This is a genomic window from Halalkalibacter sp. HAAS-P014 (genome assembly GCF_056619965.1).
The window spans coordinates 153,901-169,779 of the sequence record NZ_JBWQTV010000010.1; the positions used below are offsets into that span (position 1 = coordinate 153,901).

The 15,879-nt window shown below is 41.6% G+C and carries 12 protein-coding genes; 7 read left to right on the forward strand and 5 right to left on the reverse strand.

The window, feature by feature from the left end; genetic code table 11:
• Window positions 1-16: 16 nt before the first annotated feature.
• On the reverse strand, window positions 17-904 hold the full coding sequence (locus AC1FXZ_RS08315) for a 50S ribosomal protein L11 methyltransferase (protein ID WP_480052481.1): 888 nt from the start codon (window positions 902-904) through the stop codon (window positions 17-19).
• Between the two features lie 251 nt (window positions 905-1,155).
• On the opposite strand from AC1FXZ_RS08315, the gene AC1FXZ_RS08320 reads away from it, so the two are divergent.
• From AC1FXZ_RS08320 to AC1FXZ_RS08345, 6 genes are all read left to right on the forward strand, one after another.
• Window positions 1,156-4,761 carry a peptidoglycan-binding protein gene (locus AC1FXZ_RS08320; protein ID WP_480052483.1) on the forward strand — a complete coding sequence of 1,202 codons (3,606 nt, stop codon included), beginning with the start codon at window positions 1,156-1,158 and terminating at the stop codon, window positions 4,759-4,761.
• Between the two features lie 114 nt (window positions 4,762-4,875).
• On the forward strand, window positions 4,876-6,417 hold the full coding sequence (locus tag AC1FXZ_RS08325) for a gluconokinase (protein WP_480052485.1): 1,542 nt from the start codon (window positions 4,876-4,878) through the stop codon (window positions 6,415-6,417).
• 309 nt (window positions 6,418-6,726) lie between these two features.
• Window positions 6,727-6,933 (forward strand): DUF1659 domain-containing protein, encoded by a 207-nt coding sequence (locus AC1FXZ_RS08330; protein WP_480052487.1) that lies wholly within the window; start codon window positions 6,727-6,729, stop codon window positions 6,931-6,933.
• Between the two features lie 35 nt (window positions 6,934-6,968).
• On the forward strand, window positions 6,969-7,184 hold the full coding sequence (locus AC1FXZ_RS08335; protein WP_480052489.1) for a DUF2922 domain-containing protein: 216 nt from the start codon (window positions 6,969-6,971) through the stop codon (window positions 7,182-7,184).
• 60 nt (window positions 7,185-7,244) lie between these two features.
• Window positions 7,245-7,421: a YvrJ family protein gene (locus tag AC1FXZ_RS08340; protein WP_480052491.1), complete on the forward strand. Its 177-nt coding sequence runs from the start codon at window positions 7,245-7,247 to the stop codon at window positions 7,419-7,421.
• 159 nt (window positions 7,422-7,580) lie between these two features.
• On the forward strand, window positions 7,581-7,943 hold the full coding sequence (locus AC1FXZ_RS08345) for a group I truncated hemoglobin (protein WP_480052493.1): 363 nt from the start codon (window positions 7,581-7,583) through the stop codon (window positions 7,941-7,943).
• A 67-nt stretch (window positions 7,944-8,010) separates the two neighbouring features.
• On the opposite strand, the gene AC1FXZ_RS08350 is transcribed toward AC1FXZ_RS08345, so the two are convergent.
• The 4 genes from AC1FXZ_RS08350 to AC1FXZ_RS08365 form a co-directional block, all read right to left on the reverse strand.
• On the reverse strand, window positions 8,011-9,369 hold the full coding sequence (locus tag AC1FXZ_RS08350; protein WP_480052495.1) for a hypothetical protein: 1,359 nt from the start codon (window positions 9,367-9,369) through the stop codon (window positions 8,011-8,013).
• Window positions 9,369-10,655, reverse strand: coding sequence for a DUF58 domain-containing protein (locus AC1FXZ_RS08355; RefSeq protein ID WP_480052496.1), 1,287 nt, complete (start codon window positions 10,653-10,655; stop codon window positions 9,369-9,371). Before AC1FXZ_RS08355 ends, AC1FXZ_RS08350 begins: the two co-directional genes overlap by 1 nt.
• Entirely contained in the window at window positions 10,652-11,605 is a 954-nt protein-coding gene (locus tag AC1FXZ_RS08360) for an AAA family ATPase (RefSeq protein ID WP_480052498.1), read from the reverse strand. Before AC1FXZ_RS08360 ends, AC1FXZ_RS08355 begins: the two co-directional genes overlap by 4 nt.
• A gap of 66 nt (window positions 11,606-11,671) precedes the next feature.
• A complete protein-coding gene (locus AC1FXZ_RS08365; RefSeq protein WP_480052500.1) occupies window positions 11,672-12,556 on the reverse strand; it encodes a TetR/AcrR family transcriptional regulator in 885 nt (294 codons plus the stop codon).
• Window positions 12,557-12,710: 154 nt separating this feature from the next.
• Here AC1FXZ_RS08365 and AC1FXZ_RS08370 point away from each other — a divergent pair, with 154 nt between their 5' ends.
• Window positions 12,711-15,758 (forward strand): efflux RND transporter permease subunit, encoded by a 3,048-nt coding sequence (locus tag AC1FXZ_RS08370; protein ID WP_480052502.1) that lies wholly within the window; start codon window positions 12,711-12,713, stop codon window positions 15,756-15,758.
• The last annotated feature ends 121 nt before the right edge of the window (window positions 15,759-15,879 follow it).

Here is a 15,879-nt window from a genome sequence, read left to right on the forward strand (position 1 = left end):
CTTCTGTCTCTCGGTTCTACTTCGTAAAATGGATGGAAACCCACTCATTCATTTGAATTTTTTCCTTAATCGAGAATCCACCTGCTCTAAATTGCTCGATTAATGGGTCAAGATGCCACTCAACTAAACCCGAGATCATAAAGTCATTGCTATTCTTTAAAAGGTCATGCTTTTTTACGATGTTCATCGTTTCATCGGCACCGATGTTAATCAAAATTAAGCCATACTGTTCATCAATCGTATAATCGCCATCGATAAGATCAGCTTGGTCTACAATTAGTTCGTTCGTTAAGCCATTCAGCTCAGCATTATGGCGAAGTTCGCGTTCAACCGGTTCATAGTCAACGGCTACTACTTTACGAGCGCCAAGTAACGATGCTGCAATCGTCAACATTCCTGAGCCTGTCCCTAAGTCAAGAACGTTCATGCCTGTTAGATCCTTTGGTAATAATAGCTTTAAACAGCCTTGAGTCGTCTCATGCAACCCTGTGCCAAAGGCAGCTAGTGGATCAAATTTCATGATCCTTTTCCCTTCATATGTTTGGGTTGAATGGGGATAAGTGATCACCCAGCCGTTTTGCAGGTCAATATCATCAAAATCATACGTCCCTTCCCAACTATCTTCATTATGCGAATCGTATTGGATCTTGTCTTTGGAAATCGAAAGCGTCTCCTCAATCAGCTTAAAATAAGACTCTGGCAGATTATCAACTTCCGACTCGCTCGCATATATTTTCAAATCAACATTGGCATCAGCTTTTTCTGCAACACCGTATCCATTTTGAACTTTAATAATGTCAATTGGTGATTCATAGTACAAGTGATAAATTCCTGCTGCATTTAATTGATCTGCTAGTGTTTCAACCGTTTTGTACGGTACATTGATCGTAAATTCGTGTAACATTCGTTCAATCCTCTCTATTGTAAGGCTGACTCGCTCTTTCATACCGGCCTTTAATCTCTTCACAGTTTAATACATGTATGATGATCACTTCAACTTTGTTTCATTTTAATAAGTGTTCGGCATGTTCGGTCATGTTGTCTAACACAAAAGCATTCTTACATACAAAAAAGCAAATTGAAGACACTAATTTTATTAGAGTTTGATCAAAACAGATCGATCATTACTAACATTCTCCATAAGGATGTGTCTTCATGGATCTATTTAAAAAACATCAAATAAATATCGTTAACGACCGAATTTCCGTAACGCTTTATATTGATGAAGAAGTTTTGAACCAAGAATTTGCACAGGAATTTCTTTTCCGTGAAAGAAAGCAAAAGCTTGAAGAGCAAGTCCAACTATATATAAGAAATAACTTACCGAACGTAAAAGTTAGTATTATAAAAATTATGGTTGGAACCTTACTTGTATCTGTCATACCGGTTCATTCTGCTTCTGCCACTGGGCAATCGGACTCCTCTCAAGTTGAAGAAGCACCATACTTTTTATACACAGTGGTGTCTGGTGATTCTCTATCCGTAATCGCAAAACGTTTCGACGTAACGGTTAATGAAATTAAAACACTAAATAACTTATCGGGTGATTTAATTTTTGTTGGACAAGTTTTAAAAATACCTGATGAAGTGGCTGAGGAAACAACGGTACCAGTAGAAACGGAGCCACCTCCATTAGAAGAAGAAGTTTCTCTCCCAAAAGAGGAAAACTCCGAACCGGAAAACACTACCGAACCAGTTACTGAGACAGACGAAGAACCTGCTGTTGAAACCGAAAATAGTCAAACAATTGCTGAACCTGAAGGACTCACCCTAAAAAATGGTGATCGCTTTCCAGAGGTCATTCAATTAAAGGAACATTTAGCGATCGTTGGGTTTCCTGTTCCCGGGAATACAACTAATTTCTTTGGAGGACAGACTGAAGCTCAAGTCCGTGCCTTTCAATCATCTCAAGGGCTTCCTGAAACAGGCATTGCTGATCAAAAGACAATTAATCGATTGAATCAATTAGCAACTGGTCCGTTACGTAACGGGATGTACCGTGATGATGTCGTTCAGCTCAAACTTAATTTAGCTAAAGTTGGATTTACTGTTCCTGGGAACAACACGACGTTCTTTGGGAATCAAACGGAAGCAAGATTAAAGGCTTTTCAGAATGCTTATGGACTTCCTAATTCCGGCATTGCTGATGAAGCTACCTTGGACACACTCTCTGAAGTTATCACAAATTCCTTACGTAACGGAATGCGTCATGATCATGTCGTACAATTGAAAGTAAATTTGGCAATCGTCGGGTTCCCCGTTCCGGGAAATAATACGACGTTTTTTGGAGACCAGACGGAGGCACAAGTTAGAGCCTTTCAATCTTCTCAAGGTCTTACTTCAACCGGAATTGCAGATCCTAGAACAATCGAATTGTTAAATCTAAGAGCATCTGGTCCACTGCAAAATGGCATGTACCGAGATGATGTTGTCCAACTAAAGCTTGATTTAGCTCGCGTTGGTTTCCCTGTCCCAGGAAATAACACGACGTTTTTTGGCTCTCAAACAGAAGCTTCCGTTAGAGCCTTTCAACAAGCTCATGGTCTAAAAGCTGATGGGATTGTCGGAGATGCAACTCAGAGCAAGCTTCAAGAAATTTTGAATAACCTAAATGCCTTGCCAAGTTCTGATGTAATCCAACTAAAGAAAAACTTAGCGATTATGGGCTTTCCCGTATCAGACGAACCGACTGGAGTCTTTGATTCTAAAACACAGGAAAGAGTTCGTCAATTCCAAGTGGCGTACGGGTTAGAACCAACAGGACTCGCTAATGATAAAACCATTAAATTATTACATGATTTAGCAACAGGCCCACTACAAAATGGGATGTATCGCGATGATGTTGTTCAATTGAAGATTAACTTAGCTAGAGTGGGCTTTCCTGTCCCAGGAAACAACACGACGTTTTTTGGTAATCAAACAGAAGCACAGGTAAGAGCATTTCAACAAGTTTATGGACTTAACGTTGACGGAATTGTATCGAATGAGATGCTTAATAAATTGGATGAACTTTTAGATACAAGCTTTATGGATGCAATGACCGATTCTGAAGTCATCCAATTAAAAATAAATTTAGCAGTCATGGGCTTTTCTGTTTCAGATAATCCAAATGGAAATTTTGGGCCAATTACAACTGAGATGGTACGAAGTTTTCAAGCAGCAAACGGCTTACCTCCAACCGGGATTGCGAATCAAGAAACGGTTGAGCTTTTACAAGAAATGGCGACTGGCCCCTTGCGTGAAGGAATGTATCGACACGATGCAATTGAGTTAAAAATAAATTTGGCCATTGCCGGATTCTCTGTGTCATCTAACCCAACTAATTTCTTCGGCTCTACTACAACAGCAAGAGTAAAGGCCTTTCAAAAAGCCAATGGTTTACCCGAAACTGGTATTGCTGATCAAGCAACATTAGACATGTTGCAAAAGGTTGTTGATGCGACCATTCCTACCCCTTTTTCAAGGACCATGCAACGAAACGACTCGGGTGAAGACATTCGTTTGCTACAAACTTACTTAGCCGATGCCGGTTTTAAAGTCGTCGATCAGCCAACAACTTTCTTCGGCCCATTAACAGAAGAAAAGCTAATAGAATTCCAAAAGCAACAGGGTCTAACTGCAAATGGGGTGGCAAACGGGTCAACTTTGCACAGACTTATTGCCGTTCGAGAAAGTAAAATCGGTCAAGGCTTTGAACGCTTTGTAATCAGAGGAAAAGGCTGGGGCCATTCGGTCGGAATGACGCAGTGGGGTGCCTTCGGAATGGCTCAAGCTGGATACAATTACCGAGACATTTTAACGTACTACTACACTGGCGTTACGATCGGGCAACGCAATACAAGCAATACGATGATGCGGGTTTTATTAGCACAGAATACTCTAACAGCCACTGTAACAAGTGCTTCGGCATATCAAGTAGGTGATTTGGAATTCCCTGCAGGCTCATCGACTGCAATTAGATATGAAAACAATCGTTTTGTAATCGAAAACAATGGCAACACTTACTTCCGGACAAACACATTTAACATTGTACCGGCAAGAAATGCTACACTGCAATTTAGAGGAAGCCATGGCCTAAATCAATATGAAGGTTTCTTTGAGATTTCAAGGTCTGCCAATTCAAGAGTAGATGTAGTCAATCATCTAAACGTCGAAGATTACCTCAAAGGAGTCGTGCCGTATGAAATTATTCCAAGCTGGGATAATTTAGACGTATTTAAAGCGCAGACATTGGCTGCCAGAACATACGCCTTAAGAAATTCGAGTTCGACTCGAAAGTTCGATGTATACGATACAGTGCAATCTCAAGTTTACAAAGGCGTACCGCAAAGTATACCAAGCCGTTTTGTAACAAAAATAAATCAAGCGATTCATGAAACCCGAGGTGAAGTCATCTTGCATAACGGTACCTTAATCGATGCAGTTTATTCAGCTTCTGCAGGTGGACATACCGTGGATTCAGAGGATGTTTGGGGTGGGACCGTGGCTTACTTAAGAGGAAAACCTGACCCATATGATCAGTCTATTTATTCAAGGGATTGGTGGGATCATACAATTACCCGTACTGAGCTTTCAAGGTTATTCCCTGAGGTTGGTAACGTTCAAGATATTCAGGTTCTTTCCTTAAAACATAATCGTCCTAGTCAAGTTCGAATTCTCGGGGATCAGCAGTCCATCACGATCACAGGTCTGCAATTTAGACAAAGAGTTGGTTTCGATAAAATGTCCTCATCTCAGTATACGATTGAAGGAATTCGATAATAAACATAAGCCAAGCAGTTTGCAAGTTGCTGTTTGGCTTTTTCCATTGGTAAACTAAAATAGCTACCCTTCATTGTTAGAATTTAGGCGTGTTACCTGAAAGGAATGTAATCAATGAGTAATAATAAGTATGTACTCGGCTTAGACATTGGAACAACAAGTGCGAAGGCTGTCTTGTTTCAAAGAAACGGCTTTGTTGTCTCAGAACATGAAAACGAGTATCCTGTCTATCAGCCGAAGCCTTCTTGGGCGGAACAAGTGCCAGATGAAATTGAACAAGCTGCAATTAAAGCGATTGCCGGCGCTGTTCAAAAAGGACAAGTCACACCAACTGATATCCTTTGTGTCGGTATCTCGAGTGCGATGCATTCACTTATTTGTATGGATCATAACCACAAACCACTTTCGCCGTCGATCACGTGGGCAGACGGCCGAAGTGTTGAACAAGCCAAGCGATTGAAAGAGACAATTGGCAAGGATCTTTATTTAAAAACAGGAACACCCATCCACCCGATGTCACCGTTATCAAAATTAATTTGGATGAAAGAAACTAACTACGAACCATACAAACAAGCAGCGAAATTTGTTTCGATTAAGGAATACTTGCTTCATAAATGGTTTGGTAAGTACGTTGTGGACTATGCTATTGCTTCAGCAACAGGTTTGTTCAATATTCGTACGTTTAAATGGGAAGAAACAGCGCTCAAGGCTTGTGACATTACGAAAGAGCAATTGTCAGAACCCGTTGCGCCGACAGAAATTCTCCAAGGGCTTACAGCAAATTTGGCAGAGCAAATGCACCTTCCAATAGATATTCCCTTTGTGATTGGATCAAGCGACGGCCCTCTTGCTAACCTTGGAATTGGAGCGATTGATCCTGGAGAAGTTGCGATTACGGTTGGAACAAGTGGCGCGATAAGACAAATGTCATCGAAACCTCAAACGGATGAATTACAAGAAATTTTTTGCTACAGTGTGACGAACGATTTATGGGTAATGGGTGGGCCTACAAATAATGGAGGTATCGTCTTGCAATGGATCCGAGATGTTTTCGGTGAAGCAGAGGTAAAGCAAGCATTAGCATCTGGTGGAAGCCCTTATGATCTTTTAACGGATCTTGCTAAGGAGGTTGGCCCCGGAGCTTGTGGCCTCTTATGTTTACCATTTTTAAACGGAGAACGCGCTCCTTATTGGGATGCAGATGCACGAGGCAGCTTCATCGGCTTGACTCTCTCCCATCAAAAACAACATATGATTAGGGCCGGCTTAGAAGGGGTGATCTTCAATCTTTATAGCATTGGAGAAGCTCTAGAACGTCTTGCCGGAGGTACCTCGTCTATTTTTGCTAGTGGAGGCTTTGCTCGCTCTCCTCTATGGCTGCAAATGCTGACGGATATTTTCGGCCAAGAGGTAAAGGTCCCAATAAGCCACCAAAGCTCAGCTTGGGGGGCTGCATGGTTTGGTCTATATGCACTCGGTGAGGTTTCTTCGCTAGTTGACATTAAAGAGCACATCCCAATGAAAGAAACATATACTCCAAACAGCGTAAACCACGAGCTGTACAAACAATTATACAAAACATATAGCCAGTTGTATTATGTCCTAAAACCTCATTTCCATGAACTCGCTTCCTTGCAAAGAGGCACGGCAAACTAACGATGTCCTGTACTTCAGAGGGCAGAGAAAAAGGTACGACTTTCACCTTTTTCTCTGCCCTCGAAGCCGTGTGTGGAGCAGCCGTATGCTTTTAAACTTTTTGAGCGAACTTCTCAAAAAGCGCACGGCGTGTCGAGCCATGGCCTTCTTGAATGAGATTAATTGTTATGTTACTTCCTTAGATCTTCAAAAGGTACGACTTTCACCTTTTTCTCCAGCTTAGAATACAGGTTTTTCAAAAAAAAAAATTTCTCCCCCTCCCCCATTTTCCCTTACTCGTCTATATATACAAAGTGAAAGGAGGTGATCATGATGCTAGTTAATTCTCGCTTAATCCTTGGCCTTTCTAACGGTGTAGATGGTGAGGGAAAACCAATCAATAAAACAAAAAGCTTTAACAACGTCAAGACCGAAGCAACCGATGCACAATTAATTGCGATTGCTACGGCATTTGCCCCGCTACAAGAATGGGATGTGACTTCGGTTGAACGTACAAACCTTCACAGCTTGATGTAAGAACAATTACTTCAATTCAGTAAGGAGGGAATCCAATGAACAAGCGTCTTGAAATGATCTTTGAAAATGAACTCGGGGGCAATGTCACTCTTTCACTAGACAATCCGGTCTATCCCGTTGACCCAGCTGCGATTAGTTCGGCGATGGATACAGTCGTTGCACAAAACGCCTTTACTTCAAGTGGTGGTGAAATCGTAATGAAAAAGGCTGCTCGTATTGTTGATCGCAATGTTGAAATAATTGAAATTTAAACCGAAGGAAGAGGGAGGTTACGTGGCCTCCTTCTTTTTTTCGAAAGGAGGACCTTTTCGATGGAGACGTGGCTACCACTATTAAGCGAGTTTGGATTTCCAGTCATTGTCACACTCTACTTGCTTCACCGTGTCGAGAACAAACTCGACCTTGTGAACCAATCGATTGTCAAACTACCAGAAAACCTATACTACCAACAGATCCGTAGCATAGAACAGAAGAAAATGGCCGAGTAAAGAAACTAATTTAAAATAGAGGTTGCCTGACAAAGGGTCTGACCCCCTTTCAGGCAATCTTCTTCCATATGAAATACTTCCAGAGAATAGAGGGTATAAAAATTACCAAAAATACACAGCCTATCCATATGTCTATAATTAAAAAGGGAGTGTTCATTTATGGAACAAACGCTTTATGAAAAACTTGGTGGCGAAGAAGCAATTGGCAAAGTGGTTGACTATTTTTACTCAGAGTTGGTGCTAAAAGACGATACCGTAAATCACTTTTTTGAACATACTGATATGGAAAAACAAAAACGACATCAAACAAAATTTATTAGCTTTGCATTAGGAGGACCTAATCAATACTCCGGGCAATCTATGGCGAAAGCACATGAAGGAATGAATTTGCAACCAGCACATTTTGATGCGATTGCCAAACACCTTCACGATGCTCTTGCACATTTCGGTGTAGAAGAAGCCGATATCGACAAAGCTTTAACCAAAGTTAGCTCCCTACGAGATGACATCCTACATAAATAAGAGTCATGTACATCTGAACACAAAAGCGCAATCGATTAATGATCATCGTTGCGCTTTTGTTACTTCACTAAGCATTAGTTTCTTTTTTCGTAACTTCCTGATTCGAGATCGTTTCTAATAAAATTCGATACTCCTCTTTTTTATCACCTACCTTCTTACCATAATAGGCAGCTTGGTAATCGACATTTAATTGCTCGAGCAATTCTCTTACATCATACGTAGTACTGTTGTACTGAAACGTAGCCTTTTCTTTCGGAATTGCTTTGATTATTCGCTTCGTGTAATCCTTTGATGTTTCAGCTTTACGCACTGGAAACCCATTTTTCTTTCCCCATTTTTGCAGCTTGTAGTAATGCCAATATACTGACTTATAATAAAAAATTGGGAACCTGCTACGCCATTTCACTTTGAGGTTTCGTAAGTATGACTTTAGTTTTTTCTTGAAGTTTTCCCACCATGACTCTTTGAAAATAGTAACCTTATTTGCCTGAACCACCTTTTTCGATGATACATTTTTTAGCAATTTTACTAGCAGCCAAATCGCTACAACCGTGATGATAGCTGCAATCACTGCTAAGAGCCAAAGTGGAAATGAAAGAGCCGTCTCCTCTGCTCCTTCAGGGATCGCAAAGCTACTTCCAGGCTCAATCCCTTCAAGTGTCCCGTCCATCTCAGTTTCAGGTAAAAGGTCGACCATCCAATAGAGAAATTGGGCGAGTAGCGACCCAAGCGACGTAAGTACTCTCCATAAGCTTGTAAACAGCGACGTTACCGTTCTATTAACAGCAGGAAGAAGCAATAACAGTGAAAGCATCGGGATTGCAACAACAAGTGCCACCAACCAACCGGTTAACGACCATGATTGCCCAACTTGCCTGATTTCAACTTGTTGATCACCTTCATTACGACCGTGGCTTTGCAGCGTTAACACCATTCCAACTAAACTAAATGCAATCGCCGTAATAAACGAAACATGAAAGCCCTCATGCCCCCACTCCTTTAAGGTAAACACAGTAGCAAAGACGATATAAGCGATGATATTTGCTTCAAAGCACCGTAAAATATCACGACGAACCGGCATGCGATAAACAAAGGTTGCCCCACGAATAAATAGATATATTACAGCGATGCTAATAGCTAGGCCCAATCCAAAAGACCCTTCTACAACAGCTACTCTCGCATTTTGATAAAGGATCAACCCAAGGAGGACCAAATTAACGATAACGAAAAGGACAAGATGGCCCCTTCTTGCTAACAAAAAATTACCGACATATCCTAGAACGGCAGCTATCCCCCACCACATCACATCAAACAGAACAAGCCTGTCCCACTCAATACTCGTAAACAACACGATCGTATAATAGATCCATAAAGCTTCACTAAACAAGACGATAGATGTTTTCGTTAATTGTTTGATAGATTCCATCAGTCGGACTCCTTTGCCTTTGCAGCAAGAAACGAATCAACCCGTCTTGCTCTAACTTTATCAGCATAGCTTGTTTTCGTTCGATAAAAAAAGCAAACGTCAGCTAGCTTCTGTTTATGTTGCTCATACCATAGGTAATGCCTCTTTGACACATAGTCACAAAAAATATACAAAGGACCTGCAATCATGCCTTTATGGAGCATTTCATCAAGTACGATTTGCTTTTTGGCGCCCATACGTTGCGTGCTTTGGGCTAGCTGATCAAGCACCAAAGTCAAATCCAATCCAGGTGAAACAGGAGGCATCACCCTCCCTTTATAACTTAACGCATTGCTCCCAAAGCCGACCGAAACTCCTTGCTCCCTATACGTTAGTGCAACAGATGCAATCACTGATAAGAACGATTCAAATTCTTCTTGCCTGCTCATGATATACGTTTGTAATTCGATAGGATCCTCATATTTTGACTCATCGATGACAAACCCTTCCATATCTGCGTATATGATGACTTGTTCGTTCACGACTCGTTGATACACATTCGTCTGCAGTCTACCGGTTCGTGCGCTTGCTTGTGCATTAAATCGGCGCATCTCATCACCTGGTTGATAATCACGAATCCCACTAATTAAAAGTGGATCTTCAATAAATCCTCCATTCTTTCCTTTTACTCCCCATTGCATCGCAGGACGGAAAGTCGGAACACGAACAGCGATGAGCTTAGGATAAACATAGAGGAGACCATCAAGTTGATACGCTTTCTCGGTCTCTGCAAATCGGAATCCGTCACCCGAACGCAACGTAACGCTTCCGATGTCATAGACACCACGCCTGTTGGCTACTGCATCGATTTGCCAATTCACGCGCTGGTACCAAAGGAGCCATAAAAATCGAATCACATTTGCCTCTTGCTCCCTACTCCCAATTGTAATCGCTTTACTTTTTGGGAATTCCCATTCAATCCAGACTAAAGGTAACCATTTGTCGTTTGAAACTGTCGCATCAATTTTAAATGTTTCTCCGGCAAAGATCCTCGTTCTAGAAAGTTCAAGCTCAGGCTTAACATGCGCGAGTGATTTGTTCTTCCACAGCATAATCATGAGCGATAAAAGTAATAAAAACGTACTAACGATAATAAGTGGGACAAATTGAAACGAAATCGCTAGTACTAGAAAAACGACTAATACCCAAATTGCATGTCGATCAAATAATAGACTCGTTTCTTTTCGGGGCGACTCTTCTTCCCCTTTTTCAGAGTCGTTTGTTGAGATCGGCTTTTCTTCGCTCATACACGTACAACCTCTTCATTCGGCAATGACACTGTCGCAAGAATCTCCTTGATGATCATATCTGGAGTTGTATCGTTTAGCTGAGCTTCTGTTTTTAACTGGAGACGATGATTCCAAACAGGCTTGGCCATCTCTTTGACATCATCAGGGACGACATACGTACGACCATTAAGCATGGCCCATGTCTTCACTGTTTGATAAAGGGCTTTGCTTGCCCTCGGGCTAACTCCAACCGAAACAAGCTTATGATTTCTCGTGGCGCCAGCAAGAGCTGTAATATATGTGCGAATTGCTGCGTGTACCTCGACCTCTTGACACTTTTTCTGCAACTTCTCAATTTCCTCTGGGTGAAACGTGTTATTGATCGCTTCAAATGGAATGTCATCACCGACTTTTTCAAGCATTAATTCTTCTTCTTCCTGCGTTGGGTATCCAAGTGTCAGTTTCATTAAAAATCGGTCAAGCTGAGCTTCTGGGAGAGGGAACGCCCCTTCCATATCAACAGGATTTTGCGTAGCGAGCACAAGAAATGGATTGGCAAGAGGGTACGTTTTGCCTTCAATGGATACTTGCTTTTCCTCCATGCATTCGAGCAAACTTGACTGTGTCCGTGGTAGCGTTCGGTTAATTTCATCAACTAACAAGACATTGGTAAAAACCGGTCCTTTTCGAAAGTGGAATTCACTCGTTTTAGGATTATAAATAGAGCCACCTAATACATCAGACGGTAATAGATCTGGGGTGCATTGAACTCTTGAAAACTCACAATCAAGTCCTCTTGCAAACGCCTTAACCATTGTTGTTTTCCCTGTACCTGGTAAATCCTCTAGCAATACATGGCCTTTTGTTAACAGCGCCGTAACCAAAAGCTTCAATTCCTTTTTTCGTCCTATAATGACCTTGGCCATCTCTTTCCATAACTTCTCCATTTGCTCGTTCGTTTGCGTCATAACTACCTCCTGAATGTTTGCATGCTACTTTTTTATATCTACCAATTGCAATGACTTAACTAGTTCCTATTCTTCAAAGCTCTTTTCCAAAGCAAGTGCAGTCGCTGTTACAACCTGCTCTTTCTTTAAAAGAGAAAATAACCCTTTTACGACCAGCCATTCAGGATGCTCTTTATTCACTTCTTGCGAGATCCGGTCTGCACATTCGCGCAATTGTTCCTTTCGTGTGTTAGGAAGTTCCTTACTGGCTTCAATCTGCTTATAAAGTTCTTTCCACGCTCTTTCTCTTTTTTCAAACGAAGCAAATTCATCTTCCTTGTCCATTGGCACAACAAATTGAGCCATGTCCTCTTCTTTTAACAGTGGCGCTACTCTACCCCCTATATAGTTTTCCCCAAGCAGTTTGAGTTGAGTGGTTAGATGCTTCGCAAGTTCGTCTGCTTTCAATGACACTTGATCGGAAACAAATAACCTCATGTACGAAACATAGATTGACTGTATCATCCAATACAGATCCCATTTGTACGGAGTGATCTCGTTGCCAAATAGATCATAGACGCTTCCTTCTAACCATGTGAAAAAGCGCCCCCGCATCCGATGCTCTAGCCCTGTTAGTTTCTCACTGTTTTTCGGGCCATCCCCTCGCATATGCATGCGCATATAAAATTTGTACTCAGCCATTCCTTCAAATTGAACTTGAAACTGTTTGATCAAGCGCTCTTCTGCAGAAAGGCCTCGATTCAACGAAACAACAAAGGAACGCTCAAAAACAAGCTGTTGATAATGTTCATAGATCGAAATGAGTAAATCTTCTTTTGATTGAAAATAAGAATAGAAAGAGCCTTTTGCAATCCCTAACTGATCAGCGATTTCTTGGACTGACGTTTGTTGATACCCTTTCTCCCCAAATAGACGGACGGCTGTTTCTAAAATTTTTTGACGTTTGTTCACGTTGTTCCCCTCTCTATTCTAGGTGCTAGTTCAATTTGTTGACTATAAGACTGCACACATGTAAAAATGACTTAGTAGTCATGCATGAAATCAACTTTTTTCAATAAAATAAAACGATTTTGACCGTTCAGTCAACGGAGGTCAGGAGGCCATTATGCTCACATGGATTTTAAACCGTTCTAAAGTTTTTTTTGTATTATTTTTTCTTCTTATTATCATAGGTGGCTATACGTTTTTAACGTTACCACAACGGGAGATTCCAGAAATTTCATTTAACCTTGGTACGGTCACTACCGTATATCCAGGAGCAACCACCCTTGATGTTGAAAGAGACATTACCAATCCAATCGAATCGAGTTTAACGTCGGTCGATGGCATTGAAGAAGTTACCTCATCTTCTGCAGCTGGATTTTCATCTATTGTCCTCTCGATTGAAGAAGGAGAAAACACAAATCAAGTGCTATCAGATGTAAGGCAAACCGTCTCAGATGCTGCGACTGGCTTTCCAAGTGGTGTCCAGCAACCGGTAGTAAGTCGGGTAACGGCTAGTTCACCTATTGTTTCTTACCACATTATAAGTGATCAAAGAGCAAACTTAAATGACTTACACTTGGAAATGATGCATTGGAAAGAGGAAGTAGAGCAACTTGCCGGTGTCGAGAATGTTGTCGTTAAAGGAGTGTCGGAAAGTGAAGTGATTCTCTCCTTAGATTCAGACCTACTTGCCGACGCTCAAATTCTTTTGCCAAATGTTTTAAGCGCGATTGAGGAAGAATTTTCTCCAATTCCTTTAGGTAAAGTGGAAGCAAACGGAACAATCTCTCAGTTAAAAGTGGAACATTATCGTGATATCTCTGAATTAGAAAATGTATTTGTCGGGTTAAATGCTGACGGCGATGCCATTTACGTAGAAGATGTTGGATCGATTACCGTTGAACCAAAGGATCCGGTCGATCTAATTTCATTAGAAGGCACACCTTCGATCTCATTTACAGCCTTTGTCAAACCAGGTGAAGACATTCCAACGGTAGACACAAGAGTCGATCAAAAAATCTCTGAGCTCGCAACATCTTTGCCTGATGAAGTGGAACTCATCCCCTACTACTCTCAAGCAAGTCTTGTAACAGAGATTTTCAAAGGCTTATTTACATCACTTGCGATTGCCGTTGTTGCTGTTATTTTCATCACTACACTTGGACTGACATTGTCTGGAGCCTTCGTTGTCGCATTAGCTGTGCCAATTTCGATGCTTATGGGGCTCATCCCTCTTCCTTTTACAGGAGTTGATTTAAATCAAATCTCCGTAATTGGGCTAATTATCGCATTAGGAATTCTTGTAGATGACTCAATTGTTGTCAATGACAACATCCAACGTCATTATAAAATGGGCAAATCTCCACTTGCAGGTGCTGTAACAGGTGTAAAAGAAGTTTGGGTATCCATTGTCACCTCTACGCTTGCAATTGTCTTTACCTTTTTACCACTTGTATTTTTAAGTGGTGCAAACGGGGCATTTATCCGTGCATTGCCAACCGTATTAATTACAACTATTTTAGCATCAACAATCGTCGCCCTTTTCTTCGTTCCCATGTTGCGTTATGTATTCAGTCGCAAACGAGAAAAGCCGGTCTCAGATGCACCTGGTTTGCTTGGAAAACCATTGAACTCACTCAGCGACTTTTATGCTGATAACATTTTGAAAAAAGCAAGCAAACGCCCGTTTACTGTTGCTTTCATTGGGCTTCTTGTAACAACGGCCACCTTTGTGCTCGTACTGTTCACACCATTTGAATTTTTCCCGGCTGCCGATCGCCAAGAAGTGACGATTGATGTAACGTTGCCTATTGGAACAACGCTTACTGAAACAAATGAAACACTTGAGGATATGGCTGAATTTTTACATGCAGATCCCGGTGTTATGGAAACAAGCATCTTTGCTGGAACAGGATTGCCGAATTTATTTGATAGTTCACTTGATATTAGTGGCGATTATACTGGCCAAATCGCTGTACGCGTTGATCGCGATAACCAATCAGCACAAGACTTGATTGATGAGTGGACGCAACCGTTACGTAACGAGTTTCCAGAGGCTGTTATTTTCCTTGATACGATTGTCCAAGGACCTCCAACTGGAGCACCAGTTACAGTCACAGTCGCTGGACCAGAAATTGATGAGTTGACGACCATTTCCGAGAATCTCCAGAAGCAAATTGCAGATCTTGGTGCAGACCTAGTTGTCGATAATATTGGTGAGCCTGAGCCAACGATTGTATATGTACCAGACCGGGAAGCATTAGAAGAATTCGAGGTTACCGTGAATCAAATTAGTGAACGAATTCGACTTGTAACTGATGGAATCCAACTTGGTTCATTTGAAGATGGAACGATCACTCGTGATTCAAAGGTGTATGTCGACCGGTTAGCAACTGGTGAGGAGCTTGATCTTAGCGAGATCGAAATCGTTATTCCTCAACAAGGTCCTCCAACGATCGCATCATTGGATGAACTTGTTACAGTGGAAGAGTCAACAGAGTTGCAGCGCATCCCACATTTGAACGGGGAACGTTCGATTGTCTTACGCGCCTACCCTGGAGAAATTGAGGATTTTAAAGCGAGTGTAACGGAAATAGTTGAGAAGGAACAAGAAGCATTAACCGATGGTGACTATTCGATCTGGATCGGTGGAGAAACCGATTCACAAAATGATTTCTTTGCTGAAATTATCATCTTGTTTACGATTGTCATTTTCCTTGTTTATTTATTACTAGCGTTTCAGTTCAACTCGTTGTCATTGCCATTTATAGTGTTAATTGCTGTCTACCTAGCAATTGCCGGGGCAATACTCGGTTTATTTGTTACACAAACACCGATCAGCTTCTTAGCTGTAATGGGAATGGTTTCGTTAACCGGAATCGTTGTTCGTAACTCTGTTGTGTTAATTGACTTTATCGAACATGGATTAAGGAAGGGAATGAGCATGCACGAAGCTGTTATCGAGTCAGGACGTGCACGACTGCGCCCGATTGTCTTAACAGCAATCACGTCGATTGTTGCACTCATTCCAATTGCACTATCTGGAGATGCACTCTTTACACCACTGGCAATCACGATTATCTCCGGTATACTCTTTTCGACAATCCTAACACTCGTGATTGTGCCAATGCTTTATTTAGTGTTCAAACGGGGTCTGACACCTCGCTAATGCTGTGACGCACTGCAGGGGGGTCTGACACCTCTTTGGTGCTGTGATGTACTGCTGAGGGGTCTGGCACCTCTTTCCTGCTGTGATGTACTGAAACGAGCATGCTACAAATTTGTAGCAT

Coding starts and splice junctions, on each gene's coding strand:
- AC1FXZ_RS08345 (WP_480052493.1), top strand. CDS start 7,581: ATGGAACAAACGCTTTATGAAAAACTTGGTGGCGAAGAAGCAATTGGC.
- AC1FXZ_RS08335 (WP_480052489.1), top strand. CDS start 6,969: ATGAACAAGCGTCTTGAAATGATCTTTGAAAATGAACTCGGGGGCAAT.
- AC1FXZ_RS08315 (WP_480052481.1), bottom strand. CDS start 904: ATGTTACACGAATTTACGATCAATGTACCGTACAAAACGGTTGAAACA.
- AC1FXZ_RS08325 (WP_480052485.1), top strand. CDS start 4,876: ATGAGTAATAATAAGTATGTACTCGGCTTAGACATTGGAACAACAAGT.
- AC1FXZ_RS08370 (WP_480052502.1), top strand. CDS start 12,711: ATGCTCACATGGATTTTAAACCGTTCTAAAGTTTTTTTTGTATTATTT.
- AC1FXZ_RS08360 (WP_480052498.1), bottom strand. CDS start 11,605: ATGACGCAAACGAACGAGCAAATGGAGAAGTTATGGAAAGAGATGGCC.
- AC1FXZ_RS08340 (WP_480052491.1), top strand. CDS start 7,245: ATGGAGACGTGGCTACCACTATTAAGCGAGTTTGGATTTCCAGTCATT.
- AC1FXZ_RS08330 (WP_480052487.1), top strand. CDS start 6,727: ATGATGCTAGTTAATTCTCGCTTAATCCTTGGCCTTTCTAACGGTGTA.
- AC1FXZ_RS08350 (WP_480052495.1), bottom strand. CDS start 9,369: ATGGAATCTATCAAACAATTAACGAAAACATCTATCGTCTTGTTTAGT.
- AC1FXZ_RS08320 (WP_480052483.1), top strand. CDS start 1,156: ATGGATCTATTTAAAAAACATCAAATAAATATCGTTAACGACCGAATT.
- AC1FXZ_RS08355 (WP_480052496.1), bottom strand. CDS start 10,655: ATGAGCGAAGAAAAGCCGATCTCAACAAACGACTCTGAAAAAGGGGAA.